Here is a 23870-nt window from a genome sequence, read left to right on the forward strand (position 1 = left end):
TCCGTGAAAGTCATGATCCGCCGCGCCGAGGGACAGCTCTCGGCCTACGTGCCCAAGAAAGACCTGGAGGAGCCGATCGTGGAGGTCGAGAAGGAAAGCCTGTGGGGCGGCTGGGTGCGCCTTGCCAACGGATGGGTGCTCGAACTGCCCTGGCTGGCCGAGGACACGCGCCTGCCGATCACTGTCGAGGCGAAGAAGCGCGCCACCGTGGAAGAGGACTGAGCGTGATGGCGACACATGTTCTGGAAAATCCCGAGGTGCTGCTTGATGAAGTGGGCGAGGGGCTGCGGGCCGGGCAACTGGTGCCTTTCGTGGGGCCGGGTATCTCGGCGCTGGGCGCGCATGCGGTGCCGCTCTCGACCGCGGCTCTGGCCGACTTCTTCGCGACGAAGACCACCCTGCCACGCCGCGCGAAGGGCAATTGCTGGGCTGCGGCACAGTACATCGAGAGCACGCGCTTTCGCGATACCGTGACGGCCTGGATGAAGGAGGCTTTTGCGCAGGGCGTGCTGCCCTCGGCCTTCCACCGCTGGCTGGCGGGCCTGCCGCTGCCGCTTGTCGTCGATGCCTGGTATGCGGGCGAGATGCGCACCGCGCTTCTTGCCGCAGGCCGCGAGGACTGGGCCGAAGTGCAGGGGATCACCCGCGCGCACATCGGCGAGGACCGCTGGTTCCGCTTCTACACGCCCGGCGGCGATCCGGCGAAAGCACAGGAGGCCGAGGCCGCGACGACGCTGCTTTACACCCCCCATGGCGGCATCGCGCCCGATGCGAACTTCCTCATCACCGATGCGGACTACGTCGAGGTCCTCACCGAAATCGACATCCAGACCCCGATCCCAGAAGAGGTCCGGCATCGCCGGACAGGTCTTGGCTTCGTGTTCCTAGGCTGCCGCTTCGACGACCAGCTCCTGCGCACCTATGCCCGGCAGATCATGAAACGCTCGTCCGCGCGGCACTATGCCGTGCTCGACGTGGAAACGCTCACCCGCAACGAGCGACGCTTCCTGGAGGAACAGAACATCTCTCCCATCGCCAAGCCTCTGGGCGAGGCGCTGGGTCAGCTGATGGGCTGAAGGGCGGAAAGGCTCTCAGTCGCGCGCGGCGCGGCGTTCGGGCGCGGCGGCAGGCGCGGGGGTCTTCATCCGCGTGGCGGCCTCGGCGCGACGGCGCGAGAGTTCGCGGGCGTATTCCTGCAGATCGTCGACCGCGTCGAGTTCGTCCACGATCTCGAAGCCGAAGATCGTCTCCAGCACGTCCTCCAGCGTGACCAGACCCAGGAAGCTGCCGTATTCGTCGACCACCATGAGGATGTGGTGGTGCTCGGAGATGAAGCGGTGGAACAGGCGGTCGACGCTCAGCTGGTCGAGCACGCTGGGCAGCGGGCGGATCAGGTCGGCAAAGCCCTGCTCGTCGCAGTCCTCGTCCATGAGCAGATCGAGCACGTCGTGCTTGATGACGAAGCCGCGGATCTCGTCGACACCCTCGCCCGAGACGGGAATGCGAGTGAAGGGGGACTTGCGCACCTTCTCGGTCAACTCGTCCAGCGCGATGTCCTGCGACAGGCTGAAGACCACCGTGCGCGGGGTCATCACGTCGGCCGTCTTGATCCGGTCGAGCTGGAGCAGGTTGTTGAGGAAGCGGGCTTCGGCCGTGTCGATCTGGCCCGAGGCCTGGCCCAGGCTGGTGACGGCAAGGAGTTCTTCGCGGTGGCGCGGTGTCTCCGCGGTGCGCCCCAGCGCGATAAGCTTGGTGATCTGGCGCGAAAACCACACCAGCGGGGCGAGCACGACCATCATCGGCGGCAGGATCCAGGCGCAGAACGGGGCAATCCCCGTCGCGTAGCGCGCGCCGATGGTCTTGGGGATGATTTCGGTGAGGATCAGGATCGCGACCGTCAGCAGCGCGGCAAACACCGCCTCGCTGCCACTGCCGTAGAGCTTGGCGTACTGCGCGCCCGCACCCGCCGCGCCCATCGTGTGGGCAATCGTGTTGAGGGTGAGGATCGCGGCCAGCGGGCGGTCGACATCGTCCTTCAGCCGCTTGAGCTTGCGCGCCCAGGGCGTGCCGCGCTGCTCGAAGGTGCGTACCTGCGAGGGCGTGAGCGTCAGCATCGAGGATTCGAGCAGCGAACACAGGAACGAGACGCACAGCGCCAGGGCGACATAGAAGACCAGCAAGGCCATGCGGCTATTCGTACTCCGTTGCGCGAGTGTGCGCGAACCCGTTCTGGTAACGGGGATTCTCCGCCTTGCCTAGGTGCCTGATCGTGCACGAACTGCACCTTGTCGTGTCGCGAGCCGGACAAAGCGGGCGTACCAAGCGTGACAATCGCGACAGGGGCCTTCGGGCACGCTGTGCTGCGATGCGGCATGAAGTGGCCGAAAATCGGTAGTTTCCGATATCTGGCACGCAGTTTGCTGAGCCTCTCCCATCAGCAGAAAGCCGGTGGTGCCCCCTCCGCCGGCTGCGACTTGGGGAGTTTTCCATGACCGACACCCTTTTCAGCCAGGATCCGGACAGCACACGCGAGGCCAGTTCCGCAGACGGCGTCGTCGATATTTCCGATGTCATGCAGAAGGTGGCCGAGCACAAGGGCTGCGGGACCGAAGGCGGTTCGGGCAAGGCGAGCTGCGGATCGAGCGCGGGGCCGGCCGACATGCCGCCCGAGATCTGGGAGAAGGTGAAGAACCATCCGTGCTATTCCGAAGAAGCCCACCACCACTACGCACGCATGCACGTGGCCGTCGCGCCCGCCTGCAACATCCAGTGCAACTACTGTAACCGCAAGTACGACTGCGCGAACGAGAGCCGTCCGGGTGTCGTTTCCGAACGCCTGACGCCCGAGCAGGCGTCGAAGAAGGTGCTTGCGGTGGCCTCGACCATTCCGCAGATGACCGTGCTGGGCATTGCCGGACCGGGCGACCCGCTCGCCAATCCGGCCAAGACCTTCGAGACCTTCCGCCTCATCAGCGAGGTCGCCCCCGACATCAAGCTGTGCCTCTCGACCAATGGCCTCGCACTGCCTGACTGGGTCGACGAGATCGCCAAGTACAAGGTCGACCACGTCACCATCACCATCAACATGGTGGACCCCGAAGTGGGCCAGCACATCTATCCCTGGATCTTCTGGGAGAACAAGCGCCTGCAGGGCTATGAAGCCGCCAAGATCCTGACCGAGCGGCAGATGCTGGGCCTCGAGATGCTCACCGAGCGGGGCATCCTTTCCAAGATCAACTCGGTGATGATCCCGGGCATCAACGATGCGCACCTCGTCGAGGTGAACAAGGCGGTGAAGAGCCGGGGCGCATTCCTGCACAACATCATGCCGCTCATTTCCGCGCCCGAGCATGGCACCGTGTTCGGTCTCAACGGCCAGCGCGGTCCTTCCGCGCAGGAACTCAAGGCGCTTCAGGACGCGTGCGAGGGCGACATGAACATGATGCGCCACTGCCGCCAGTGCCGCGCCGACGCGGTCGGGCTGCTCGGCGAAGATCGTTCGGCCGAGTTTACCACCGAGAAGATCATGGCGATGGACATCGAATACGACGCCGAAGGCCGCAAGGCCTACCAGCAGGCGGTCGAAGGCGAGCGCCAGGCCAAGGTGGCCGCCAAGGCGAGCGAACTGGACGGCCTTGAAAAGGCGGGCGATATCTCGGTCCTGGTCGCGGTTGCCACCAAGGGCCACGGGATCATCAACGAGCACTTCGGCCACGCCAAGGAGTTCCAGGTCTATGAACTGAACGCCAAGGGCGCCAAGTTCGTCGGCCACCGCCGCGTCGACCTCTACTGCCAGGGCGGCTATGGCGAGGAGGATGCGCTCGACACCGTGATCGCGGCGATCAACGACTGCCACGCGGTCTTCGTCGCCAAGATCGGCGGCTGTCCCAAGGCCGACCTCCAGGCAGCGGGCGTCGAGCCGGTCGACCAGTACGCCCACGAGTACATCGAACAGTCCGCGCTGGTCTGGTTCAAGGACTACCTTGAACGTATCGCGAGCGGCGAGATCGTCCACCAGCAGCGCGGCGATGCGGCCATCCGCCAGGGTGCGCTGCTCAGCCAGGCGGGGTGAGCGGCGATGGCCTACAAGATCGTCGCCAGCCAGTGCACCAACTGCACGGCCTGCGAGGCGCTGTGTCCCAACATGGCGATCTCGGAGGCGAAGGGCACCTTCGTCATCGACCCGGCGCTCTGCACCGAGTGCATCGGCCACTTCGAGGACCCGCAGTGCGTCGCGATCTGCCCGGTCGATGACACCTGCGTGCTCGACGCCAGCGTGCCGCGGTACCAGCCGGCATGAGCGGGGCGCGTGAAACGCTGCCGTTCGAGGGCTTTGGCGGGGCATCGGATGCGTTCGAGCGTTCGATCCTCGCCAGCCCCCTCCTGGGAGGGGGCCTGCCCGAGGAGGCGCGCTCTCACCTCGAACGTGCGGCCACGCGCTATCACCTGACCGATGTGGCCGAGACGCATCTGTTCGAAGCCGAGAAGATCGCGCCCGACCATGCCGCCGTCCTGATCGCGCTCTACCGCTTCTATTTCTACAAGGGACGGCTGAACGAAGCTCTCGACGTGGCGCGCGCCTGCGTTGCCAAGGCCCTGCGCCTCAACGTCCTGGGCGAGGACTGGCGGCGGGTGCAGCCGTGCGATGCCGCCTTCGGGGAGTGGGAGGCGCTGTTGCCGCGCTTTTTCCTCTTCAGCCTCAAGGGCTACGCCTACCTCTCGCTGCGCACCGGCCATCTCGAAGCGGGGCGGGAGGCGGCCGAGAAACTGCTCGAACTCGACCCGCGCGACCGCATCGGCGCGCAGGTTCTCATCGATGTCCTGAACCGCATGGAGGATGAGGAGGAGGCCGATGGCGAACATCGTTCGTGACAGCGAGGTCGTTGAACTCAATGGCCCGCCCGCCTTCCGCTATGGAGAACGCGTGCGCGCGCGGCGTCTTGTGCGCAATGACGGCACCTACGCGGGCAAGGAGATCGGCGAACTGCTGGTCAAGAAGGGCGAAGAGGGCGTCGTCGTCTCGATCGGCACCTTTCTCCAGCAGTTCTACATCTATGGCATCGAGTTCTTCGAGAGCGGCCACCGCGTGGGCATGAAGCGGCGCGAGCTCGACCCGGTCTGGGCGAGCGAGGAGGACGAGGACGAACTGCCTGTCGCGCGTGCGCCGCGCCCTGCATCGCCCCTTCCGAGTGCGGCGCCATGATGGACATTCGCGAGCCCGTCTACGGCTGGGGCGAGGCCGTGCGCGCCGTGGTGGACCTTGTCAACGACGGTTCGTTTCCGGGCGCCCCGCCCGAAGCGATCCTGGCCCCGCGCGGGACGCGCGGCGAGATCGTCAACGTGGGCCACCACGAGGAGAGCAACCAGCCGGTCTACCTCGTCGAGTTTGCGCGCGGCGAGGGGGCCGGGTCCCCGCTTGTCGTCGGGTGCCTCGAAGAGGAGATCGAACGCGCCGAAGCGGGAGGGACGTTGCCATGAGCCTTGCCGCCGCCTCCGCCCAGGCCCCCGCGCCGCGGGCGCCTCTCGTCCGCCAGCCCAACGAGTTCGACCTGGCGCGGATCGAGCGCCTGCTCGTTCGGCGGCGGCGCTACCGCTACGTCGAGCCCGTGGTCGTGCCCATCGAGGACGGCTACCTCGTGCGCGCGCCGTGCTGTTCACGCACCGTCGATCCCGAAGGCGGGGAAATCGACATCGCGCGCCTCCTCTGGGACGAGCGCGCGCGCGAATGGAGGCTCTACCGGCGCGATCACGGCACGCACAGCTGGATTGAGGACGGCCCGTTCGCGCGCCTTGGTGAGCTCATGGGCTGGCTCAACGCCGATCCTGCCCGCGTTTTCTGGCAATAGAGGAAGGAGGCGAAGGCCCATGCCGCTCAGCGAAATCGATCTCGCGCGCATCGACGCGCTGGTACAGGCGCTGGGCGACAGTGCGCGGCCCGAAACCCTGGGCGTCGCGCTGCGGCGTCTCGTCCCAAATCTCGCCCTGCGCCAGTGCGATGCGGGCGACGTGCTCGAGGAACCCTACCGCTCGGCGGGCGCCTGCGACCTGCATCTGCTCGACGTTTCCGCCCACTGCATCCGCGTCACCGGCGATCCGGCACAGGCGAGCGGGCTTCTGGTCGCGGGGAGGGCTCCGGCATGAGCGGGCAGGTCGTCTCGATCGCCACGGGCGAGGTGCTGCAGATCCCGATGAGCGACCCCGACCTGACGCTGGAGGACGTGGTCGCGGTCGAGCAGGTCCTGCGCGGCGCGCAGCTGGGGCAGGGCGCGCTGGTCGAGGAGCTGGAGCAGGCCTTCGCCGCCCAGTGCGGCCGCGCGCGCGGGGTCGCGGCCTCCAGTGCGGCCATGGCGTTGGTCATGGTGCTGACGGCAAAGGGGATCGGGCCGGGCGACGAGGTGATCCTCTCGGCTCACTCCTTCCACGAACTGGGCCACGCGGTCCTGCGCTGCGGGGCGACCCCGGTCTTTGCCGACATCGACTACTGGTCGGGCTGTCTTTCGGCGACGAAGAGCGCGGACAAGGTGACGAGCCGGACCCGCGCGATCCTGGCGGGCAACACCTGCGGGCACCCCGCCGACTGGCCGGGCCTGCGCGCGCTAGCCGATGCGCACGGCCTCTTCCTGATCGAGGATTCGAGCGAGGCGATCGGCTCGCGCCACAAGGCGGGCGTGGTCGGCAGCTTCGGCGATGTCGCGCTTTTCGATTTCGCCCAGCCCGGCGTCATCGCCTGCGGGGAGGGGGGCATCGCGCTCACCGACGACACGCAGCTGGCCATGGCCCTGCGGCGGCTGCGCAGCCGCAGCCTCTCGGACCGCACTTCGGTCTCGGCCGGGGTGGATGCGCCCTTCGGGGCCGCGATGGGCGCGATGGTGGCTGCCCTTGCGCTCGCGCAGCTGCGCCGCCTCGACGTGCTCCTGGAACGCCGCCGCGGGGTGCAGGCCATGTACGACGGCTTCATGCAGAGCTTCGAGGGGATCAAGCCGCCCTACATCTCGCCCGATGTCAAGGAGGTCCACTGGTTCCTCTACACCGTGCACCTGGGGACGCGCTTCACCAAGGGGTCGCGCGACGCGATCCTGGAGGACATGCGCACCGAGGGCGTCGAGGCGCATGCCTATTCCAGCCCGCTCCACCTCCAGCGCGCCTACCGGGCGCTGGGCTGGACGCGCGGTGACCTCTTCGTGACCGAGAAGGTCGCCGACCGCGCGGTCGTGCTGCCCTTTCACGCCCACCTCACGCCCGAACAGATCGCCTTCATGGTCGCGCGTCTCAAGGACGCCTCGATCAACGCAGGCGCCGGGGCCGCCATCTATTGACCACCGAAAGAGACACAGAAAAACGCCATGACCACGCTCACCATCCTGCCGTCCGCCACCTCCATCGCCGTTGCCGAGGGGGACAGCCTGCTCGCCGCCATGCTCGCCAGCGGGGCACCGGTCGCCCACAAGTGCGACGGGGAAGCCTCCTGCGGCCAGTGCCACCTCTTCGTGATCGAGGGGCGCAAGGGCCTCTCGCGCATCAGCCGCGCGGAGAACGACATTCTCGACACCATCGTCGGCGTCGGTTCCAAGTCGCGCCTCGCCTGCCAGGCAACGCTGACCGGCACCGAGGACGTGACCGTCGAGGTTCTGAGCTTCGTCTGACGACGTGCCAAGGAGAGACAGCCTATGCCCATGGATGCCACCGAGATCGAACGCCGCATCACCGCGGCCTTTCCCGACGCGGACGTGCTGATGGTCGATATGGCCGGGGACGGCGACCACTGGGCCGCGCGCGTCACCTGCGCCGCCTTTGCGGGCAAGAGCCGGATCGTCCAGCACAAGATGGTCTACGCCGCGATTGGCGCGGACATGGGCCATGAACTGCACGCGCTGGCGCTGCAGACGTTCGTTCCTGCAGTCCCCCCCACCACCCCTGCAACCTGAGGAGAATGGCCATGGCCACGTCCGACCGTATCCGCGCGCTTGTCACCGACAACGAGATCGTCGTCTTCATGAAGGGCGTGCCCGCCGCCCCGCAATGCGGCTTTTCCGCAGGCGTGGTGAAGGTGCTGGACGCTATCGGGCGGCCCTATGTCGGGATCAACGTGCTCGACGATCCGTTCCTGCGCGAAGGCATCAAGGAGTATTCCGACTGGCCCACGCTGCCCCAGGTCTACGTGCGCGGCGAGTTCATCGGGGGCTGCGACATCGTGCGCGACATGTACGCGGCAGGTGAGCTTCAGGCGCTCCTCGCCGGGCAAAGCGCATGAGCATGGCCTCCGCGACGGGAGCGGCCGGAGCCGCCATCGTACCCTTCGTACCACCGGGTGGGCGCCGCCTGCGCGCGAGCGAGCGCAACATGCTGGAAGGCATCGTGACCGCCATCGTCCACGGCGCGGTGAGCGCGGAAGTAGGCCTGCTCGTCAACGAGCGGATCGTGATCGATGCGCTTGTACCCAACTCCACCGTCGCCGCGCTGGGGCTGAAACCGGGGGGGCGCGCGGTTGCGCTCATCAAGCCCAGCTTCATCACCCTGATCGACGATGTCCCGGGGCTGGCGCTTTCGGCGCGCAACCTCATCGGGGGCACCGTCGTCAACGTGCTGACAGGGCCGGTCGAGGCCGAATGCGTGCTCGACATCGGCGAGGGGCGCGAGCTGACGGTGCTGGTGACCAGCCACAGCGCGCGGGCGCTGGAACTGGAGGCCGGGCGCCAGATCCTCGCCAGCTTCAAGGCCTCGCACATCATCGTCTGCGCGCTCGACGGGTAACGGCTCTAATCCAGGCCAGGGCACCTGTGATAGGTATGCCCCATTGCAATCGGTGACAGGGCGCCTACATTCCTTCTTGCAAGTTTATCGCAATAAGGAAGCCCCCGCCATGGCCAAGCCCCAGCCGCGCACGCTGACCGTCCTCGCCCGCCAGCAGGTCTCGCCTTCGATGATCCGCCTGACGCTGGGCGGCGAAGGGCTCGCCGACTTCCCGCACGGGCAGGAAGGCGGCTATGTGAAGCTGATGTTTCCCCCTGCGCCTGGCAAGGCCAAGCCGACCTTGCGCACCTACACCATCCGCGCCCAGCGTGCTGGCGAGATCGACGTCGACTTTGCGCTCCATGGCGTGGAAAACGGCGTCTCGGGCCCGGCGACCAACTGGGCGGTCAGCACCGAGATCGGCTCGACCATCGAGGTCGGCGGTCCGGGGGCGGCCAAGCCGCTGCCCGAAGGCTTCGACTTCTATCTCGTGGCCGGGGACATGACCGCGATTCCCGCCATCTCGGTGAACCTCGAAGCCCTGGATCGCGAGGCCAAGGGCTACGCGGTGATCGAGATCCAGCAGGAGGACGACCGCGTGGAGATCGACGCGCCCGACGGCGTGGAGATCCGCTGGGTCGTGAACCCCGAACCCGGCCAGCAGCCCCAGTGGCTGGTCGAGGCGCTGCGCGCCTACGGCTGGCCCGAAGGCCGGGTCTACGCCTGGGCGGCGAGCGAATTCTCGGCCATGCGCCTTATGCGCACCTACCTGCGCGAGGAAAAGGCGCTGACGCCCGCCGAACTCTACATCTCCAGCTACTGGAAGCAGGGCCTCGACGAGGAAAGCCACAAGGTGGTCAAGCGCGAGGATGCCGAGGCGACGGCCGCCTGAGGGAAGAAGTTAAGTCTTTTTTCAAGGGGCCATTGCCCCTTGACCCCAAAATGGGCGACCTCACCAGTCTCAGCCAGGGCAGCGGGCGTAAGGTGAGGTCGACAGTTCGGGGAGCCCGAGGGCAATGGCCCTCGGAACACTCCTCTTTCCTATAACCCTCCCAGCTGTACCAGCGCCGCGCCGCCCGCGCGCCCGAGGATCGTGTCGACCTTCTGGCGCACCGCCTCCATGCGCAGCGGCTTGATGAGCGCGCCGTGGGCGCCCGCTTTCAGCGCGGCGATGCCCAGTTCCTCTTCCTCCGGGCTGGCGACGATGAGGACGCGCGCGGCCGGGTAGCGCGTGGCGATCTCGGCCAGCACCTCCAGCCCGTGCGCGCGCAGGATCGAAAGACCCAGGATCAGTACATCAGGCCGCAGCCAGTCCTGCCCCTTGGCGTAGGCTTCCTCCAGGCTCGCCAGTTCGTGGGTTTCGATCTCGTCGTGCAGCATGAACTGCAAGGCGGCGCGGGTGATCTCGTCCTCGTCGACAACGAAGATGCGGCGCTGGTCGACGGCCTTGGCGGTTTCGACACCGATCTGCATGGGCTTCTCCTGTGCATGGGAACTCATCCCTCCCACGCAAGAAGCGTTCCATCCTGATCTACCACGCAAATGCGCGGCCATGCCGCTGACAGGGCCGGGCGAACGTGTGTCCTTTGCGACATGCAACGCCCCATTGTTCGCTTTGCCACATGCCCGTGCGGGCCCCGACATTCCCACCAAGTGCCCGATTGAACGCGATTTTAGGGAGGTGCGAGGCGTTTGGCACGCCCCGTGCAGAGAGGTCGGCACAGCGGGCACATCCTGCTGGCCCGCCGCAACGAGAGAGGACGCGTCGGGGAGAGAACCGGTCCGGGCCGACCCCCTGTCCGATCCGGTGCACACGGCTTTAACAGCTTAGGAGCCAAGCAATGTCACTTCGTCAAATCGCCTTCTACGGCAAGGGCGGCATCGGCAAGTCCACCACCTCGCAGAACACCCTTGCCGCGCTCGCCGACCTTGGCCAGCGCATCCTCATCGTCGGCTGTGATCCCAAGGCCGACTCCACCCGCCTGATGCTGCACGCCAAGGCGCAGGACACCATCCTGTCGCTCGCGGCCGAGGCCGGCTCGGTCGAGGACCTCGAACTCGAGGACGTCATGAAGATCGGCTACAAGGACATCCGCTGCGTGGAATCCGGCGGCCCTGAGCCGGGCGTCGGCTGTGCGGGCCGCGGCGTCATCACCTCGATCAACTTCCTGGAAGAGAACGGCGCTTACGAGGACATCGACTATGTCTCGTACGACGTGCTCGGCGACGTGGTCTGCGGCGGATTCGCCATGCCGATCCGCGAGAACAAGGCCCAGGAAATCTACATCGTCATGTCGGGCGAGATGATGGCCATGTACGCGGCCAACAACATCTCGAAGGGCATCCTCAAGTACGCCAACTCGGGCGGCGTGCGCCTGGGTGGGCTCGTGTGCAACGAGCGCCAGACCGACAAGGAGCTGGAGCTGGCCGAGAACCTGGCCGCCAAGCTGGGCACGCAGCTCATCCACTTCGTGCCGCGCGACAACATCGTGCAGCATGCCGAGCTGCGCCGCATGACGGTCATCGAATACGCCCCGGAATCGAACCAGGCGCAGGAATACCGCAACCTCGCGCAGAAGATCCACAACAACTCGGGCAACGGCATCATCCCCACCCCCATCACCATGGACGAGCTTGAGGACATGCTGATGGAGCACGGGATCATGAAGGCGGTCGATGAATCGCAGGTGGGTCTCACCGCCGCGGATCTCGCCGTCTGACCTGAGCCTTCGCGCCAGTCCCCCGAACGTCCGGTCCTCCCACGCGCCTCTTGTTGGCATGCGAAGCGGGGGAGGACCGGACAACCGGTCCCAGTTCGATCTGAGCCCACTGATCTGAGCCCAGTTCGATCTGAGCAAGGACGGATCAACCAGGAGTGCATCCAAATGAGCGTCTCAACCCCTACCGACATCGCACAAGTCAAGGAACGCAACCGGGCGTTGATCCAGGAAGTCCTTGAAGTCTATCCGGCGAAATCCGCCAAGCGCCGCGCCAAGCACCTCAACGTTTCCGAAGAGGGCAAGAGCGACTGCGGCGTCAAATCCAACATCAAGTCGATCCCCGGTGTCATGACCATCCGCGGCTGCGCCTACGCAGGCTCCAAGGGCGTGGTCTGGGGCCCGATCAAGGACATGATCCACATCAGCCACGGGCCGGTGGGCTGCGGCCAGTATTCCTGGGCCGCGCGCCGCAACTACTACATCGGCACGACCGGCATCGACACCTTCGTGACCATGCAGTTTACCTCCGACTTCCAGGAGAAGGATATCGTCTTTGGCGGCGACAAGAAGCTCGCCAAGATCATGGACGAGATCGAGATGCTGTTCCCGCTGAACAAGGGCATCACGGTCCAGTCCGAGTGCCCGATCGGCCTCATCGGCGATGACATCGAGGCGGTCTCCAAGTCCAAGAGCAAGGAATACGGCGGCAAGACCATCGTGCCCGTGCGCTGCGAGGGCTTTCGCGGGGTCTCGCAGTCGCTCGGCCACCACATCGCCAACGATGCGGTGCGCGACTGGGTCTTCGACAAGGTGGGCGACAAGGAACCGACCTTCGAGCCTTCGCCCTATGACGTCGCGATCATCGGCGACTACAACATCGGGGGCGATGCCTGGTCGAGCCGCATCCTGCTGGAAGAAATGGGTCTTCGCGTCATCGCGCAGTGGTCGGGTGACGGCTCGATCGCCGAGCTTGAGGCCACGCCCAAGGCCAAGCTCAATGTCCTCCACTGCTACCGCTCGATGAACTACATCTCGCGCCACATGGAAGAGAAGTACGGCATTCCCTGGGTGGAATACAACTTCTTCGGACCCTCCAAGATCGAGGAATCCCTGCGCAAGATCGCCAGCTACTTCGACGAGTCCATCCAGGAAAACGCCGAGAAGGTGATCGCCAAGTACCGCGCGCTGACCGATGCGGTGATCGCCAAGTACAAGCCGCGCCTTCAGGGCAAGACGGTCATGCTCTATGTCGGCGGCCTGCGTCCGCGCCACGTCATCGGTGCCTACGAGGACCTGGGCATGGAGGTGGTCGGCACCGGCTACGAATTCGGCCATAACGACGACTACCAGCGCACCGCCCAGCACTACGTCAAGGACGGCACGCTGATCTACGACGATGTCACCGGCTACGAGTTCGAGAAGTTCGTCGACAAGATCCAGCCCGATCTCGTCGGCTCGGGCATCAAGGAAAAGTACGTCTTCCAGAAGATGGGCGTGCCCTTCCGCCAGATGCACAGCTGGGACTACTCGGGCCCCTACCACGGCTATGATGGCTTCGCGATCTTCGCGCGCGACATGGACATGGCGATCAACTCGCCGGTCTGGTCGATGGCGCCCACGCCGTGGAAGGCCGGCGAGAGCGACACCATGGCCATCGCGGCGGAATAACCGCGGCTTTTTCCAAACCCATCCAGTTCAAGGGAGGCACCCATGCCCCAGGACGCAGACCAGGTAAAAGACCACTTCGAGCTGTTCCGCGGTGACGAGTACAAGGACATGCTCGCCAGGAAGCGGTCCGAGTTCGAGAACCCCCATCCCGACGCCGAGATCGAGCGCGTCAAGGAATGGGCTAAGACCGAGGAATACAAGGACCTCAACTTCTCCCGCGAGGCGCTGACGATCAATCCGGCCAAGGCCTGCCAGCCCCTGGGCGCGGTCTTCGCCGCGGTCGGCTTTGAATCGACGCTGCCTTTCGTGCACGGCTCGCAAGGGTGTGTGGCCTACTACCGCTCGCACTTCTCGCGCCACTTCAAGGAGCCGACCTCGTGTGTCTCCTCCTCGATGACCGAGGATGCGGCGGTGTTCGGCGGGCTCACCAACATGGTCGACGGGCTTGCCAATGCCTACTCCATGTACAAGCCCAAGATGATCGCGGTTTCGACCACCTGCATGGCCGAAGTGATCGGCGATGACCTCAACGCCTTCATCAAGACCGCGAAGGAAAAGGAATCGCTGCCCGCGGAATTCGACGTTCCCTTCGCGCACACCCCGGCCTTCGTGGGCAGCCACATCACCGGCTACGACAACGCCATGAAGGGCATCCTGGAGCATTTCTGGGACGGCAAGGCCAAGACCGCGCCCAAGCTGGAGCGTGTCCCCAACGGCTCGATCAATTTCCTCAATGGGTTCGATGGCTACGCGGTCGGAAACCTGCGCGAGGTGAAGCGCATCTTCGACATGATGCAGGTCGAGTACACGATCCTGGGCGACCAGTCGGACGTGTGGGACACGCCGACGGACGGCACCTTCCGCATGTACGATGGCGGCACCACGCTCGAAGATGCGGCCAATGCCATCCACGCCAAGGGGACGATCTCGATGCAGGAATACTGCACCGAAAAGACGCTGCCCTTCATCGCTGCGCACGGGCAGGAAACCGCCGCCTTCAACCACCCTATCGGCATCGAGGCGACCGACAGCTTCGTGATGGAAGTGGCGCGCATGGCAGGCGTCGAGATCCCCGACGAACTGGCGAAGGAACGCGGCCGGCTGGTCGATGCCATCGCCGATTCCAACGCCCACATCCACGGCAAGAAGTTCGCGATCTACGGCGATCCCGACCTTGCCTATGGCCTCGCCAAGTTCGTGATGGAACTGGGCGGTGAACCGGTGGTCGTGCTCTCGACCAACGGGGGCAAGGCCTGGGCGGCCAAGATGCAGGAGTTGTTCGACAGCTCGCCCTTCGGGGCCAACTGCGAGGCCTATCCGGGCAAGGACCTGTGGCACATGCGCTCGCTCCTTTTCACCGAGGCGCCCGATTTCCTGATCGGCAACACCTACGGCAAGTACCTGGAGCGCGACACCGGCGTGCCGCTGATCCGCATCGGCTTCCCGATCTTCGATCGCCACCACAAGCACCGCTACCCGGTGTGGGGCTACCAGGGTGGTCTCAACGTCCTCGTCACGATCCTCGACCGGATCTTCGAGCACATGGACGCGACCACCAATGTGCCCAGCAAGACGGACTACAGCTACGACATCATTCGCTGAAGGTCCCTTGGTCTCCCCGCCGCTGCGCCATGTCGCGGGGAGACCCCTTTTTCCCATCCCCCACCCGCCGGAGTGCCTGCCATGACCAGCCTGAACCAGACGATCCAGGACGTGTTCAACGAGCCGGCCTGCGGGAAGAACCAGGCCAAGTCCGAGAAGGAGCGCAAGAAGGGCTGCACCAAGCAGCTCCAGCCCGGCGGGGCGGCGGGCGGCTGCGCGTTCGACGGGGCCAAGATCGCGCTCCAGCCGATCACCGATGTCGCCCATCTGGTTCACGGGCCCATCGCGTGCGAGGGCAATTCCTGGGACAACCGCGGCGCGGCGTCCTCGGGCTCCACGCTCTACCGCACTGGCTTCACCACCGACATGACCGAGAACGACATCGTCTTCGGCGGTGAGAAGCATCTCTTCAAGGCGATCCGCGAGATTGTCGAGAAGTACGCCCCGCCCGCGGTCTTCGTCTACGAGACCTGCGTGCCCGCGATGATCGGCGATGACATCGACACGGTGTGCAAGAAGGCTGCCGAGAAGTTCGGTACACCCTGCATTCCCATTCACTCGCCCGGCTTCGTGGGCCCCAAGAACCTGGGCAACAAGCTGGCGGGCGAGGCGATGCTCAAGCACGTCATCGGTACGAAGGAGCCGGAATACACCACGCCCTACGACATCAACGTGATCGGCGAATACAACCTCTCGGGCGAGCTGTGGCAGATCAGGCCGCTGCTGGATGAACTGGGCATCCGCATCCTCTCGTGCATCTCGGGCGACGCGCGCTACGAGGAAGTGGCCTGGTCGCACCGCGCGAAGGCGGCGATGATGGTCTGCTCGAAAGCCATGATCAACGTCGCGCGCAAGATGGAGGAGCGCTATGGCATCCCCTTCTTCGAAGGCTCGTTCTACGGCATCGAGGACATGTCGGACACGCTTCGCGAGATTGCGCGGCTGCTGATCCAGCAAGGCGCCGATGCCGAACTGATGGCGCGCACAGAGGCGGTCATCGCGCGCGAGGAAGCGCGCGCCTGGGCCGCCATTGAACCTTACCGCGCGCGCCTTTCGGGCAAGAAAGTGCTGCTTGTCACCGGCGGCGTGAAAAGCTGGTCGGTCGTCGCTGCGCTGCAGGAGGCCGGGCTTCGCATCGTGGGCACTTCGGTCAAGAAGTCCACGCGCGAGGACAAGGACAAGATCAAGAAGCTGATGGGCGATGAAGCCCACATGTTCGACAACCTCGCCCCGCGCGAGATGTACCGCAAGCTGAAAGAGGCCGAGGCCGACATCATGCTCTCGGGCGGACGCTCGCAGTTCATCGCGCTCAAGGCCTCGATGCCCTGGATGGACATCAACCAGGAGCGCCACGTCGCCTTTGCCGGCTACCACGGCATGGTCGCGATGGTGGCCGAGATCGACCGTACGCTGGCCAACCCCGTCTGGCAGGAGGTGCGCCGCCCCGCCCCCTGGGACGAAGTCGAGGTGCCGCAGCACGCCGGACGGGAGGCCGCATAGCCATGGCTGCCATCGTCAAGTCGAAGAAGGCCTGCACGGTCAATCCGCTCAAGATGAGCCAGCCCATCGGCGGCGCGCTCGCCTTCATGGGGATGCGCGGCGCGATGCCGCTGCTCCACGGCTCGCAAGGCTGCACCAGCTTTGGCCTTGTCCTCTTCGTGCGCCACTTCCGCGAGGCTATCCCGCTGCAGACCACCGCCATGTCCGAGGTGGCGACGGTCCTGGGCGGCTTCGAGAACGTCGAGCAGGCCGTGCTCAACATTGTCGAGAAGACGAAGCCCGAACTGATCGGCATCTGCTCGACCGGCGTCACCGAAGTGAAGGGCGATGACCTCAAGGGCTTCGTGCAACAGATCCGCACGCGCCATCCTGAACTGGGCGGTGTCGAGATCGTCCAGTGCGCGACCCCGGACTTTGCAGGGGCGTTCCAGGACGGCTGGGCCAAGGCGGTGACCGCGATGATCGAGGAGATGGTGATCTCGCCCGAGCCTGCGATCCGTGATCCGCGCCGCATCAACGTCCTGCCCGGCTGCCACGTGACGCCGGGCGACATCGATGAGCTGCGCGCGCTGTTCGAGGACTTCGGCCTTGTCCCGAACTTCCTGCCCGACCTCTCGGGCTCGCTCGACGGGCATATCCCCGAGGATTTCACGCCCACGACATTGGGCGGCACGGGCCCTGAAGAAGTACGCGCGATGGCGCACGCGGGCTGGACCCTTGCCATCGGCGAACAGATGCGCGGCGCGGCCGAGGCGCTGGAGGCGCGCGCGGGCGTGCCGTTCCGGCTGTTTGAACGCCTCACCGGACTTGCACCGTGCGACGAGTTGATGGCCTTCCTCTCGCAGATTTCGGGCAAGCCGGTGCCGGTGCGCTACCGCCGCCAGCGGGGCCAGCTGGTCGATGCCATGCTCGATGCGCACTTCCACATCGGCGGGCGCAAACTGGCTATCGGGGCCGAACCGGACCTGCTCTTTGCGCTCGTTTCGGCGCTGGGCGAAGTGGGCGGGGAGGTCGCCTGCGCGGTTACCACCACGACCTCAGCCATCCTTGCACAGGTCCCGTGCGAGGAAGTCCTGCTGGGCGACCTGGAAGACCTCGAAGCCGGAGCAAAAGACGCCGACATTCTCATCACCCACAGCCACGGCCGGCAAGCGTCGGCCCGGCTGCACATCCCGCACTTTCGCATCGGCATTCCCATGTTCGACACGCTGGGCGCCGCGCACCTTGTGACCGTGGGCTACCGCGGCACGCGCGACCTGCTCTTCGCTGTCGGCAACATGTTGATGCACCACCACCAGAGCCACACGCCCGGTCCCGAGGACTGGCGCGACGCCTGGCCCGAACCATCCGCTATCTCCCATCAAACCGTACAGGAGCTCGTGCCATGAAAGTCGCCTTCGCCACGCAGGACCTTGTGCGCATCGACGCGCACTTCGGCTGGGCCCGCAACATCGCGATCTACGACCTGACGCCCGAAGGCTGGTCGCTCGACCGGGTCGAGGAATTTTCCGGCGAGCTCAACGAGGACGGCAACGAGGACAAGCTCGAACCCAAGCTCAAGGCGCTCGAAGGCGTCGCCATTCTCGTTGTTGCCGCCATCGGCGGGTCGGGCGCGGCGCGGGTCGTGGCGCAGAACATCCACCCCATGAAGGTGGCCGAGCCCGAACCGATCGAGGGCATGCTCGCCAGGCTGCAGGACGTGCTGAAGGGCACGCCCCCGCCCTGGCTGCGCAAGGTCATGGCGAAGACCGGCGAGCGCGTCGCCGACCTGGAAGACGATTTCGAGGAAGAGGAGGCCTGAGCGATGCCCGAAGACCTGATCGACGCCCCCGCAATTGACGGTTTTGCCGCCGCCCTGGTGCGCCAGGTGCGCGCGCAGGACACGCACGGCCACTGGGAGAAGAAGGCGGACGTGGAGCTGCTCGCGCCCTACATCCTCGACAAGGAGGCGCGCCGGGCAATCCCGATCATCGGCGATCCCGACCCGGATACGCTCTGGCGGCTGGAACTCTACTACGGCGCGCTGTGCCTCGAGATCGAGCGGCGCACCCGCCGCATGGTCCAGCCGATGATGAAGATGAGCCACGAAGGGTTCGGGCGCATGGTCCTCATCGCCGGGCGGCTGGTCGTGGTGAACAAGTCGCTGCGCGACGTGCACCGTTTCGGTTTCGACAGCCTGGAAAAGCTCAACGCCGAGGCGGAAAAGCTGATCGTGCAGGCGAGCGACATGATCGGGAAGTTCCCCGAAGTCGCGGACTACTGAAGAGGAGCGCAGGGCCAATGTCTGATCTTGAAGCGATGAAGGCCGAGGTGAAGAAGCTCTCGGCGCGCGCGATGCAGGCCAAGATGGACCTGCACGACTTGTCCGAGGAACTGCCCGTGGGGCTGGAAAATGTCATGGCGACGGCCAGTCGCGTGTGCGAAAGCTACGCCGCGCTCGCCGCCAAGAAGGCCGAGATGAAGGCGCTGGAGAGCGCCTCGTGAGCGCCGCGGCCCTGACCCGCGGTGGACGCGCTTGGGTGCCCGAGTACCTGCTCTCCATCGACCCGGACCTGTGCATCGGATGCGGACGCTGTTTCAAGGTCTGCGGGCGCAACGTGATGACGCTGAAGGGCGTCAACGAGGACGGCGAGGTGGTCGTGCTCGACGAGGACGATGACGACGACGAGATCGAGAAGCGCGTCATGGCGATGAACGATGAAGACGCATGCATCGGCTGCGGCGCCTGCGCGCGCGTATGCCCGACCAATTGCCAGACCCACGCCAAGGCGGCCTGAGAGCACGCCAGCGTTCATTCACCCCGGGAGAGGGGGCCGACAACAGGAGCAGAACCGGACAACCAGACGAGAAGGAGACACAGACGATGGGACGTGGCGAAGAGATCTATGCCGAACTGCTCTGGCAGGGCGCACGCTCGGACGTGCCGCCGGTGGACGTGCACCTGGCCGCCTCGATCCTGGCCCTGTCCTTCTTCGAGGCGGAACGCGACGGCCTGGCGCTGGCCGAGGCGACCGGGCTCGACGGCGAGGAACTGGCCGAGCTGTGCCGCATCGCCTTTCCCCACGTGACGCTGCCCGAGGCGGGGACGCCGGTCGTGGCAAGGGAAGAGCAGGCGCTGCGCGACATTCTCTGGATGAACTGCGGCGAGGCTTCGGTCTTCGAACTGCTCCTCACCCGCCTGGTCGCGCGGCGCTGCCAGCGCCCCAACCACCTGTGGCAGGACCTGGGCTTTGCCAGCCGGGATGAACTCTCGATGCTGATGCAGCTCCACTTCCCGCGCCTTGCCCTGAAGAACGCGAACGACATGAAGTGGAAGAAGTTCTTCTACCGCATGATGTGCTCGTCCGAAGGCTTCCGGCTCTGCTCGGTGCCGGTCTGTGCCGAGTGCGACGATTTCGACGCCTGCTTCGGGCCGGAGGACGGCGAGGCGCTGCTGGCGCGCATCGCCAACGGCAAGACGGCGCCCCAGCAGATGGGGCACGCATGAGCGGGTGCGATATCGGACCCGCCCTCGCCAAGGGGGAGAGCGCGGAGATCGCGATCGATGCCATGGTCCGCCGCTTCTATGCGCTGTGCAACCAGGACGACCGGCTGGGCCCGATGTTCGCGGCGATGATCCCGGACTTTCCCGAGCACTATGGCTTCGTGCGCGATTTCTGGTCGCACGCGCTGCTGGGCACCGACCGCTACCAGCGCGGCACACCCTACAGCCATCACCTCAAGCTGAGGGTCGAGGAAGAGGACTTCACGCGCTGGATGGCCGCTTTCGGCCGTGCGGTGGAGGAGTGCCTTCCCGAGGAACTGGCAGCGGCGGCCATGCAGCGCGCCGCGCATATGACGCAGAGCTTCAAGATGGGCATGCTGCCACTTCCCAAGCCCGTCGCCCGGCCGGCAGGTGCACCATGAGCGGCGGAGCCGAGACGATGACCCTGCCGCCTTTCGCGATCTGCGCGGTTGCCGATATTCCCAACCGCCGCGCGGTGCCTTTCGTGCTGGCCCGGCGCGAGGAGGACGGGCGGGTCGGACCCTGGCCGATCTTCGTCCTGCGCTGGGGGCGCAACGTGCGCGCCTTTGAAAACCGCTGCCCGCACCAGAACACCAACCTTGATTGGGAAGAGGGCGAGTTTCTCGACGGCGAGGGCACGCGCATCCAGTGCGGCAAGCACGGCGCGCTCTTCGACCTGGGCTCGGGCGAATGCGTGGCGGGGCCCTGTCTTGGTGAGCGGCTCACCGCCATCGAGGTGGAGATCGATGCCGACGAGGACATTTGTCTTCGCGCACCAGGCCTTGTCGAGGACGACGATGTCGACAGCGGCGAGGGTCTGGAATAGCGCCGCGTGCCGCGCCTTACAGCGTCATCGGCCGCGCCAGCATCCAGGGCGCGGTCGCAAAGGTGCCGGTCAGCCATTGCGGCAGGTCGAGCACGGTCGCGGCCTGCGCGTTCGTGTTGGTGGGCGGTCTTGGCGTATCCAGCAGCGGCAGGACGGTCTTGAGGACCTTGGTGACGTCGATCCCCATGCCCATCGGGAAGTTCGGGTTGGTCGAATGCCAGGCACCCGGGACCAGGTAGTCGGCCTTGATGTCGGGACGCGAATTGAGTGCGCCGAAGCTGTCGAATTGGCCCATCACGTCAAAGACCTTGCCGATGAATTCGCGCGGCATGCCGACCTTGGCGCTGATCGTGACGATCTGCGTGCGCTTGGCGACAGGCCCCAGTTTCTCCTGCTTGCGCAGCGCGTAGAGCGCTTCGGACAGGACGAGGTTGCCCTTGGAGTGGCCGACCAGCATGGGTATCTTGCAATGCGGGCTTTCCAGAAGTGCGATCAGCGTCGCGGTGTCCTTCGACAGCCTGAGAAAGCTGTCCGCCTCGATCGAGGTGAGCGAGGGCGAACGGTCCGAGAGCGTGCGCGCCGCGCGGTCGAGCCCTTCGAAGGCGTGGCGCATCGAATTGAGCGCGCCGAACCAGAAGAAGCCGCCCAGCGCCTCGGTCAGGGCATCGGAGAGGCCGTAGCCCGACACGACCGCCGCCACCGAACCGCCCAGAGCCTCGGCAATGTCGCGCGCGAAGGCGGCCGAGCCGATGGCCGAACTCCCCACACCCGCAACAGCAAGCGCCCGGGCTTGCCCGCCGCCCGCGTCGAGAAAGGCCTGAAGCTCGCTGAAGACCTGTACCTCGCCCTTGCCCGCAGGTGGTACGAGCAGCAGCGCGCCCTCGGGCGCATCCCAGGCCGCGAGCCTGGCCACGTCCTCGCTCTCCAGGCCCTCGATGTCGTAGAACAGCGCGTCGAGCGCGGCGTTGCGCCATTCCAGTCCCAAGAGCGAGGCGGTCATGGGCGCGCGCAGCGCCTTGGCGGGCGCGCTTTGCAGTTCGGCCTGCTCGGCCGTGACAAGATGGGACACTGTGGATGCCATCGCCTCTCTCCCTTGCGATTCGCCCCTCTAGGCTACCACGACCCGGGCCGGATGCGATAAGGGGGACACCGCATCCGGCCCGAGGCGGCCGCCCGTTCCGGGGCGGGCGTCAGACGGGGCGGTTCTCGTTGCGGTTGCGCACCGGCTCCATCGCGGCGACCCCGTCCTCATAGGAAATCGCGGGGTAGTCCATCTTCGTGGCCGCCAGCTGGGCGAGCACGTATTCGAGCTTTTCCGGCCCGCTCATCTTCTTGACGTCGGTCTTTTCGACGCCCGCCAGTTCCAGCACTTCCTTCCACACCGTCGACTCGTCGAGCGGCAGGACCTTGGCGGTGGCGCCGCCTGGCAGGGCCACGCTGTAGGTCTTCAGGAAGTCGATGTTGTTGACGAAGAAGACGTAGGTGCCCTCGGGCACGAGATAGTCGGCCAGCACCTCGCCCGCGTCCTTGAGCCAGGCGAAGTTGTGCAGGTAGCCTGCCAGCACCGGGATCTTAGCGCGGGCCGCATCGCCCACCGCCAGCACCTGTTCGAGCGAATAGGCGGGCGGGCGCGCCTCGTCGGCGACCTGGTCCTGGAAGGCAAGGGCAATGTCCCCGCGAAAGCCGAAGGTGCCGGGCGCGGGCAGCGGCTCCTTGAGAACGGCGTTGTGGAGGCGGTGCTGCGCGGCAAGCGTGCCGAAGGGGGTATCGCTGATTGCGGGGGCCGTAAGCGTCGACATGACTTCACTCCTTGAAAGGGGGCGCTCGCGTCATGCACGAAGCGGGCCGTTTGCCGTTTCGTGTGCGCGAAGGCGCGCGCCCGTCTGCCTTTGTGTGCAACGCAACACCGGCGCTGTCCGAAATGTGACGAAACCGACAGGAACGGGCTCCTGAGGACGCCAGCGTGCGCGCGCCCTGCCTGCAATTGCGGGCTTTTGCGCAACTGGCACGCGCCTTGCTGATGGTCCTTCGCAACATCTGCGAGGAGAAGCCTTGTGATCGTTCTCACCGACAGTGCCCAGGACGCCGTGCGCAGCGCCATAGCCAAGGCCGACAGCGCGCCGGCCGGCCTCAGGATCCAGGTCGAGGCCGGGGGATGCGCGGGCTACAAGTACATGATGGGGCTCGTCGCCGAGCCCGAGGCCGACGACGCCGTGGTCGAGAAGGAGGACCTCAAGGTCTTCATCGACCCCGTCAGCCAGCCGCTCCTGGCAGGCACCACCATCGACTTCGTCGTGGCGCTCGAGGGATCGGGCTTCACCTTCGAAAATCCGAACGCATCGAACAGCTGCTCGTGCGGCAAGTCATTCGGCTGAGGGAGACCGGCACATGTGGGAATACAGCGAGAAGGTCAAAGACTACTTCTTCAACCCCAAGAACAGCGGGGTTCTGGAGGACGCGGACGGCGTGGGCGATGTCGGCGCGATCAGCTGCGGCGACGCGCTGCGCCTGATGATCAAGGTCGAACCGGTCAGCCAGGTCATCACCGAGGCCAAGTTCCAGACCTTCGGCTGCGGCTCGGCGATTGCCAGTTCCTCGGCGCTGACCGAGCTCATCATCGGCAAGACCATCGAGCAGGCGATGCAGATCTCCAACCAGGACATCGCCGATTTCCTGGGCGGCCTGCCGCCCGAAAAGATGCACTGCTCGGTCATGGGCTACGAGGCGCTGCAGGCGGCCGTCGCCAATTATCGCGGCGAGGAATGGGTCGATGACCACGAGGAAGGCGCGCTCATCTGCAAGTGCTTCGGCGTCGATGAAGGCATGATCGAGCGCACGATCCGCGCCAACACCCTGACCGCGGTCGAGGAGATCACCAACTTCACCAAGGCGGGCGGTTCGTGCGCAACCTGCGCCGAAGGTATCGAGGCGGTACTCGAACGCGTGAACGCGCAGATGGTCGAGGAAGGCATCCTTGCCGCGCAGGAGGCCTTCGTGCCCGGCGCCGTGCCCGTGCTCGCCAAGCCGAAGAAGGTCGTCGTCAAGCAGCCCGAAGCCAAGGCGCCGCTGACCACGCTCCAGAAGATCAAACTGATCGAGGAAACCATCGAAGCGATCCGCCCCTCGCTCCAGCGCGATGGCGGGGACTGCGAACTGGTCGATGTCGAGGGCAACCGCGTCATCGTCAAGCTGACGGGCGCGTGCGTGGGCTGCCACCTCTCCGGGGCGACCATCGAAGGCGTGCAGGCACGGCTGGTCGAAGCCGTTGGCGTGCCGCTCCTCGTCATCCCCGCCGCCCCCGTCCACTGAGCACACGAAC

Annotated in this window: 33 protein-coding genes; 29 read left to right on the top strand and 4 right to left on the bottom strand. The window is 65.8% G+C overall.

Going from position 1 to position 23870, the window contains the following annotated elements:
* The first annotated feature begins 12 nt into the window (after positions 1 to 12).
* Positions 13 to 222, top strand: a complete 210-nt coding sequence (gene nifT / locus MBENS4_RS11350; protein ID WP_226635292.1) for a putative nitrogen fixation protein NifT — start codon at positions 13 to 15, stop codon at positions 220 to 222.
* Positions 223 to 227: 5 nt separating this feature from the next.
* A complete protein-coding gene (locus tag MBENS4_RS11355; RefSeq protein WP_039390821.1) occupies positions 228 to 1076 on the top strand; it encodes an SIR2 family protein in 849 nt (282 codons plus the stop codon).
* A 15-nt stretch (positions 1077 to 1091) separates the two neighbouring features.
* Here MBENS4_RS11355 and MBENS4_RS11360 read toward each other — a convergent pair whose 3' ends face one another.
* On the bottom strand, positions 1092 to 2186 hold the full coding sequence (locus tag MBENS4_RS11360) for a CNNM domain-containing protein (RefSeq protein WP_039390823.1): 1095 nt from the start codon (positions 2184 to 2186) through the stop codon (positions 1092 to 1094).
* A 302-nt stretch (positions 2187 to 2488) separates the two neighbouring features.
* On the opposite strand from MBENS4_RS11360, the gene nifB reads away from it, so the two are divergent.
* From nifB to MBENS4_RS11425, 13 genes are all read left to right on the top strand, one after another.
* Entirely contained in the window at positions 2489 to 4072 is a 1584-nt protein-coding gene (gene nifB / locus MBENS4_RS11365) for a nitrogenase cofactor biosynthesis protein NifB (protein WP_039390825.1), read from the top strand.
* Between the two features lie 6 nt (positions 4073 to 4078).
* The gene (locus MBENS4_RS11370; protein ID WP_039390827.1) at positions 4079 to 4300 is read left to right on the top strand and encodes a 4Fe-4S binding protein; all 222 of its coding nucleotides are present in this window, start codon (positions 4079 to 4081) and stop codon (positions 4298 to 4300) included.
* Positions 4297 to 4872: a tetratricopeptide repeat protein gene (locus tag MBENS4_RS11375; protein ID WP_052322213.1), complete on the top strand. Its 576-nt coding sequence runs from the start codon at positions 4297 to 4299 to the stop codon at positions 4870 to 4872. The genes MBENS4_RS11370 and MBENS4_RS11375 overlap by 4 nt, the downstream gene beginning before the upstream one ends.
* On the top strand, positions 4853 to 5203 hold the full coding sequence (locus MBENS4_RS11380; RefSeq protein WP_039390828.1) for a nitrogen fixation protein NifZ: 351 nt from the start codon (positions 4853 to 4855) through the stop codon (positions 5201 to 5203). The genes MBENS4_RS11375 and MBENS4_RS11380 overlap by 20 nt, the downstream gene beginning before the upstream one ends.
* Positions 5200 to 5478: a nitrogen fixation protein NifZ gene (locus MBENS4_RS11385; RefSeq protein ID WP_039390829.1), complete on the top strand. Its 279-nt coding sequence runs from the start codon at positions 5200 to 5202 to the stop codon at positions 5476 to 5478. The genes MBENS4_RS11380 and MBENS4_RS11385 overlap by 4 nt, the downstream gene beginning before the upstream one ends.
* The gene (locus MBENS4_RS11390; protein ID WP_039390831.1) at positions 5475 to 5846 is read left to right on the top strand and encodes a DUF3024 domain-containing protein; all 372 of its coding nucleotides are present in this window, start codon (positions 5475 to 5477) and stop codon (positions 5844 to 5846) included. The genes MBENS4_RS11385 and MBENS4_RS11390 overlap by 4 nt, the downstream gene beginning before the upstream one ends.
* 19 nt (positions 5847 to 5865) lie before the next feature.
* Positions 5866 to 6141 carry a hypothetical protein gene (locus MBENS4_RS11395; protein WP_039390833.1) on the top strand — a complete coding sequence of 92 codons (276 nt, stop codon included), beginning with the start codon at positions 5866 to 5868 and terminating at the stop codon, positions 6139 to 6141.
* Positions 6138 to 7316 (top strand): DegT/DnrJ/EryC1/StrS family aminotransferase, encoded by a 1179-nt coding sequence (locus MBENS4_RS11400; RefSeq protein ID WP_052322214.1) that lies wholly within the window; start codon positions 6138 to 6140, stop codon positions 7314 to 7316. Before MBENS4_RS11395 ends, MBENS4_RS11400 begins: the two co-directional genes overlap by 4 nt.
* 27 nt (positions 7317 to 7343) lie before the next feature.
* The gene (locus MBENS4_RS11405; RefSeq protein WP_039390835.1) at positions 7344 to 7643 is read left to right on the top strand and encodes a 2Fe-2S iron-sulfur cluster-binding protein; all 300 of its coding nucleotides are present in this window, start codon (positions 7344 to 7346) and stop codon (positions 7641 to 7643) included.
* Between the two features lie 24 nt (positions 7644 to 7667).
* The gene (locus MBENS4_RS11410) at positions 7668 to 7925 is read left to right on the top strand and encodes a BolA/IbaG family iron-sulfur metabolism protein (protein WP_039390836.1); all 258 of its coding nucleotides are present in this window, start codon (positions 7668 to 7670) and stop codon (positions 7923 to 7925) included.
* 11 nt (positions 7926 to 7936) lie between these two features.
* A complete protein-coding gene (gene grxD / locus MBENS4_RS11415; RefSeq protein ID WP_039390838.1) occupies positions 7937 to 8251 on the top strand; it encodes a Grx4 family monothiol glutaredoxin in 315 nt (104 codons plus the stop codon).
* Positions 8248 to 8751 carry a TOBE domain-containing protein gene (locus tag MBENS4_RS11420; protein ID WP_039390839.1) on the top strand — a complete coding sequence of 168 codons (504 nt, stop codon included), beginning with the start codon at positions 8248 to 8250 and terminating at the stop codon, positions 8749 to 8751. The genes grxD and MBENS4_RS11420 overlap by 4 nt, the downstream gene beginning before the upstream one ends.
* Before the next feature lie 109 nt (positions 8752 to 8860).
* Positions 8861 to 9622: a siderophore-interacting protein gene (locus MBENS4_RS11425; RefSeq protein WP_039390842.1), complete on the top strand. Its 762-nt coding sequence runs from the start codon at positions 8861 to 8863 to the stop codon at positions 9620 to 9622.
* A gap of 149 nt (positions 9623 to 9771) precedes the next feature.
* Here MBENS4_RS11425 and MBENS4_RS11430 read toward each other — a convergent pair whose 3' ends face one another.
* Positions 9772 to 10203: a response regulator gene (locus tag MBENS4_RS11430; protein WP_039390844.1), complete on the bottom strand. Its 432-nt coding sequence runs from the start codon at positions 10201 to 10203 to the stop codon at positions 9772 to 9774.
* A 368-nt stretch (positions 10204 to 10571) separates the two neighbouring features.
* On the opposite strand from MBENS4_RS11430, the gene nifH reads away from it, so the two are divergent.
* The 12 genes from nifH (at position 10572) to MBENS4_RS11490 (ending at position 20551) form a co-directional block, all read left to right on the top strand.
* A complete protein-coding gene (gene nifH, locus MBENS4_RS11435; protein ID WP_039390847.1) occupies positions 10572 to 11450 on the top strand; it encodes a nitrogenase iron protein in 879 nt (292 codons plus the stop codon).
* Between the two features lie 165 nt (positions 11451 to 11615).
* Positions 11616 to 13118: a nitrogenase molybdenum-iron protein alpha chain gene (gene nifD / locus MBENS4_RS11440; protein ID WP_039390848.1), complete on the top strand. Its 1503-nt coding sequence runs from the start codon at positions 11616 to 11618 to the stop codon at positions 13116 to 13118.
* Between the two features lie 42 nt (positions 13119 to 13160).
* A complete protein-coding gene (nifK, locus tag MBENS4_RS11445) occupies positions 13161 to 14720 on the top strand; it encodes a nitrogenase molybdenum-iron protein subunit beta (RefSeq protein ID WP_039390851.1) in 1560 nt (519 codons plus the stop codon).
* 81 nt (positions 14721 to 14801) lie between these two features.
* Complete coding sequence (nifE, locus tag MBENS4_RS11450) at positions 14802 to 16220, top strand: nitrogenase iron-molybdenum cofactor biosynthesis protein NifE (protein WP_052322215.1); 1419 nt, start codon at positions 14802 to 14804, stop codon at positions 16218 to 16220.
* Between the two features lie 2 nt (positions 16221 to 16222).
* Positions 16223 to 17608 carry a nitrogenase iron-molybdenum cofactor biosynthesis protein NifN gene (nifN, locus tag MBENS4_RS11455; RefSeq protein ID WP_039390852.1) on the top strand — a complete coding sequence of 462 codons (1386 nt, stop codon included), beginning with the start codon at positions 16223 to 16225 and terminating at the stop codon, positions 17606 to 17608.
* On the top strand, positions 17605 to 18021 hold the full coding sequence (gene nifX / locus MBENS4_RS11460; protein ID WP_039390853.1) for a nitrogen fixation protein NifX: 417 nt from the start codon (positions 17605 to 17607) through the stop codon (positions 18019 to 18021). The genes nifN and nifX overlap by 4 nt, the downstream gene beginning before the upstream one ends.
* A 3-nt stretch (positions 18022 to 18024) precedes the next feature.
* The gene (locus MBENS4_RS11465; protein ID WP_039390854.1) at positions 18025 to 18483 is read left to right on the top strand and encodes a NifX-associated nitrogen fixation protein; all 459 of its coding nucleotides are present in this window, start codon (positions 18025 to 18027) and stop codon (positions 18481 to 18483) included.
* Positions 18484 to 18500: 17 nt separating this feature from the next.
* The gene (locus tag MBENS4_RS11470) at positions 18501 to 18704 is read left to right on the top strand and encodes a CCE_0567 family metalloprotein (RefSeq protein ID WP_039390856.1); all 204 of its coding nucleotides are present in this window, start codon (positions 18501 to 18503) and stop codon (positions 18702 to 18704) included.
* Positions 18701 to 18997 (top strand): ferredoxin III, nif-specific, encoded by a 297-nt coding sequence (gene fdxB, locus MBENS4_RS11475; RefSeq protein WP_242404875.1) that lies wholly within the window; start codon positions 18701 to 18703, stop codon positions 18995 to 18997. The genes MBENS4_RS11470 and fdxB overlap by 4 nt, the downstream gene beginning before the upstream one ends.
* An 86-nt stretch (positions 18998 to 19083) precedes the next feature.
* On the top strand, positions 19084 to 19707 hold the full coding sequence (locus MBENS4_RS11480; protein ID WP_039390858.1) for a nitrogen fixation protein NifQ: 624 nt from the start codon (positions 19084 to 19086) through the stop codon (positions 19705 to 19707).
* Positions 19704 to 20126 (top strand): group III truncated hemoglobin, encoded by a 423-nt coding sequence (locus MBENS4_RS11485; RefSeq protein WP_052322216.1) that lies wholly within the window; start codon positions 19704 to 19706, stop codon positions 20124 to 20126. Before MBENS4_RS11480 ends, MBENS4_RS11485 begins: the two co-directional genes overlap by 4 nt.
* Positions 20123 to 20551, top strand: a complete 429-nt coding sequence (locus MBENS4_RS11490; protein ID WP_039390860.1) for a Rieske (2Fe-2S) protein — start codon at positions 20123 to 20125, stop codon at positions 20549 to 20551. Before MBENS4_RS11485 ends, MBENS4_RS11490 begins: the two co-directional genes overlap by 4 nt.
* Before the next feature lie 16 nt (positions 20552 to 20567).
* Here MBENS4_RS11490 and MBENS4_RS11495 read toward each other — a convergent pair whose 3' ends face one another.
* Positions 20568 to 21632, bottom strand: coding sequence for a hypothetical protein (locus tag MBENS4_RS11495; protein ID WP_052322217.1), 1065 nt, complete (start codon positions 21630 to 21632; stop codon positions 20568 to 20570).
* Positions 21633 to 21741: 109 nt separating this feature from the next.
* Positions 21742 to 22350 carry a hypothetical protein gene (locus MBENS4_RS11500; RefSeq protein ID WP_039390862.1) on the bottom strand — a complete coding sequence of 203 codons (609 nt, stop codon included), beginning with the start codon at positions 22348 to 22350 and terminating at the stop codon, positions 21742 to 21744.
* A 255-nt stretch (positions 22351 to 22605) separates the two neighbouring features.
* Between MBENS4_RS11500 and MBENS4_RS11505 the strand changes: the two genes are divergently transcribed.
* Together MBENS4_RS11505 and nifU are read left to right on the top strand one after the other, a co-directional pair.
* Entirely contained in the window at positions 22606 to 22926 is a 321-nt protein-coding gene (locus tag MBENS4_RS11505) for a HesB/IscA family protein (protein ID WP_039390864.1), read from the top strand.
* Positions 22927 to 22939: 13 nt separating this feature from the next.
* Positions 22940 to 23860, top strand: a complete 921-nt coding sequence (gene nifU / locus MBENS4_RS11510) for a Fe-S cluster assembly protein NifU (RefSeq protein WP_039390866.1) — start codon at positions 22940 to 22942, stop codon at positions 23858 to 23860.
* Positions 23861 to 23870: the final 10 nt, after the last annotated feature.

The sequence above is a fragment of the Novosphingobium sp. MBES04 genome (assembly GCF_000813185.1).
Taxonomy (GTDB): Bacteria; Pseudomonadota; Alphaproteobacteria; order Sphingomonadales; family Sphingomonadaceae; genus Novosphingobium; species Novosphingobium decolorationis.

What these genes read in the sequence shown, in the direction of transcription:
- MBENS4_RS11380 (WP_039390828.1), top strand. Translation starts at nt 4,853, where the DNA reads ATGGCGAACATCGTTCGTGACAGCGAGGTCGTTGAACTCAATGGCCCG.
- MBENS4_RS11420 (WP_039390839.1), top strand. Translation starts at nt 8,248, where the DNA reads ATGAGCATGGCCTCCGCGACGGGAGCGGCCGGAGCCGCCATCGTACCC.
- MBENS4_RS11375 (WP_052322213.1), top strand. Translation starts at nt 4,297, where the DNA reads ATGAGCGGGGCGCGTGAAACGCTGCCGTTCGAGGGCTTTGGCGGGGCA.
- nifX (WP_039390853.1), top strand. Translation starts at nt 17,605, where the DNA reads ATGAAAGTCGCCTTCGCCACGCAGGACCTTGTGCGCATCGACGCGCAC.
- MBENS4_RS11500 (WP_039390862.1), bottom strand. Translation starts at nt 22,350, where the DNA reads ATGTCGACGCTTACGGCCCCCGCAATCAGCGATACCCCCTTCGGCACG.
- MBENS4_RS11490 (WP_039390860.1), top strand. Translation starts at nt 20,123, where the DNA reads ATGAGCGGCGGAGCCGAGACGATGACCCTGCCGCCTTTCGCGATCTGC.
- nifT (WP_226635292.1), top strand. Translation starts at nt 13, where the DNA reads ATGATCCGCCGCGCCGAGGGACAGCTCTCGGCCTACGTGCCCAAGAAA.
- nifH (WP_039390847.1), top strand. Translation starts at nt 10,572, where the DNA reads ATGTCACTTCGTCAAATCGCCTTCTACGGCAAGGGCGGCATCGGCAAG.
- nifE (WP_052322215.1), top strand. Translation starts at nt 14,802, where the DNA reads ATGACCAGCCTGAACCAGACGATCCAGGACGTGTTCAACGAGCCGGCC.
- nifU (WP_039390866.1), top strand. Translation starts at nt 22,940, where the DNA reads ATGTGGGAATACAGCGAGAAGGTCAAAGACTACTTCTTCAACCCCAAG.
- MBENS4_RS11470 (WP_039390856.1), top strand. Translation starts at nt 18,501, where the DNA reads ATGTCTGATCTTGAAGCGATGAAGGCCGAGGTGAAGAAGCTCTCGGCG.
- MBENS4_RS11395 (WP_039390833.1), top strand. Translation starts at nt 5,866, where the DNA reads ATGCCGCTCAGCGAAATCGATCTCGCGCGCATCGACGCGCTGGTACAG.
- nifB (WP_039390825.1), top strand. Translation starts at nt 2,489, where the DNA reads ATGACCGACACCCTTTTCAGCCAGGATCCGGACAGCACACGCGAGGCC.
- MBENS4_RS11495 (WP_052322217.1), bottom strand. Translation starts at nt 21,632, where the DNA reads ATGGCATCCACAGTGTCCCATCTTGTCACGGCCGAGCAGGCCGAACTG.
- MBENS4_RS11410 (WP_039390836.1), top strand. Translation starts at nt 7,668, where the DNA reads ATGCCCATGGATGCCACCGAGATCGAACGCCGCATCACCGCGGCCTTT.
- MBENS4_RS11425 (WP_039390842.1), top strand. Translation starts at nt 8,861, where the DNA reads ATGGCCAAGCCCCAGCCGCGCACGCTGACCGTCCTCGCCCGCCAGCAG.
- nifK (WP_039390851.1), top strand. Translation starts at nt 13,161, where the DNA reads ATGCCCCAGGACGCAGACCAGGTAAAAGACCACTTCGAGCTGTTCCGC.
- MBENS4_RS11360 (WP_039390823.1), bottom strand. Translation starts at nt 2,186, where the DNA reads ATGGCCTTGCTGGTCTTCTATGTCGCCCTGGCGCTGTGCGTCTCGTTC.
- nifD (WP_039390848.1), top strand. Translation starts at nt 11,616, where the DNA reads ATGAGCGTCTCAACCCCTACCGACATCGCACAAGTCAAGGAACGCAAC.
- MBENS4_RS11405 (WP_039390835.1), top strand. Translation starts at nt 7,344, where the DNA reads ATGACCACGCTCACCATCCTGCCGTCCGCCACCTCCATCGCCGTTGCC.
- MBENS4_RS11430 (WP_039390844.1), bottom strand. Translation starts at nt 10,203, where the DNA reads ATGCAGATCGGTGTCGAAACCGCCAAGGCCGTCGACCAGCGCCGCATC.
- MBENS4_RS11465 (WP_039390854.1), top strand. Translation starts at nt 18,025, where the DNA reads ATGCCCGAAGACCTGATCGACGCCCCCGCAATTGACGGTTTTGCCGCC.
- MBENS4_RS11485 (WP_052322216.1), top strand. Translation starts at nt 19,704, where the DNA reads ATGAGCGGGTGCGATATCGGACCCGCCCTCGCCAAGGGGGAGAGCGCG.
- MBENS4_RS11400 (WP_052322214.1), top strand. Translation starts at nt 6,138, where the DNA reads ATGAGCGGGCAGGTCGTCTCGATCGCCACGGGCGAGGTGCTGCAGATC.
- nifN (WP_039390852.1), top strand. Translation starts at nt 16,223, where the DNA reads ATGGCTGCCATCGTCAAGTCGAAGAAGGCCTGCACGGTCAATCCGCTC.
- MBENS4_RS11385 (WP_039390829.1), top strand. Translation starts at nt 5,200, where the DNA reads ATGATGGACATTCGCGAGCCCGTCTACGGCTGGGGCGAGGCCGTGCGC.
- MBENS4_RS11355 (WP_039390821.1), top strand. Translation starts at nt 228, where the DNA reads ATGGCGACACATGTTCTGGAAAATCCCGAGGTGCTGCTTGATGAAGTG.
- MBENS4_RS11390 (WP_039390831.1), top strand. Translation starts at nt 5,475, where the DNA reads ATGAGCCTTGCCGCCGCCTCCGCCCAGGCCCCCGCGCCGCGGGCGCCT.
- grxD (WP_039390838.1), top strand. Translation starts at nt 7,937, where the DNA reads ATGGCCACGTCCGACCGTATCCGCGCGCTTGTCACCGACAACGAGATC.
- MBENS4_RS11480 (WP_039390858.1), top strand. Translation starts at nt 19,084, where the DNA reads ATGGGACGTGGCGAAGAGATCTATGCCGAACTGCTCTGGCAGGGCGCA.
- MBENS4_RS11370 (WP_039390827.1), top strand. Translation starts at nt 4,079, where the DNA reads ATGGCCTACAAGATCGTCGCCAGCCAGTGCACCAACTGCACGGCCTGC.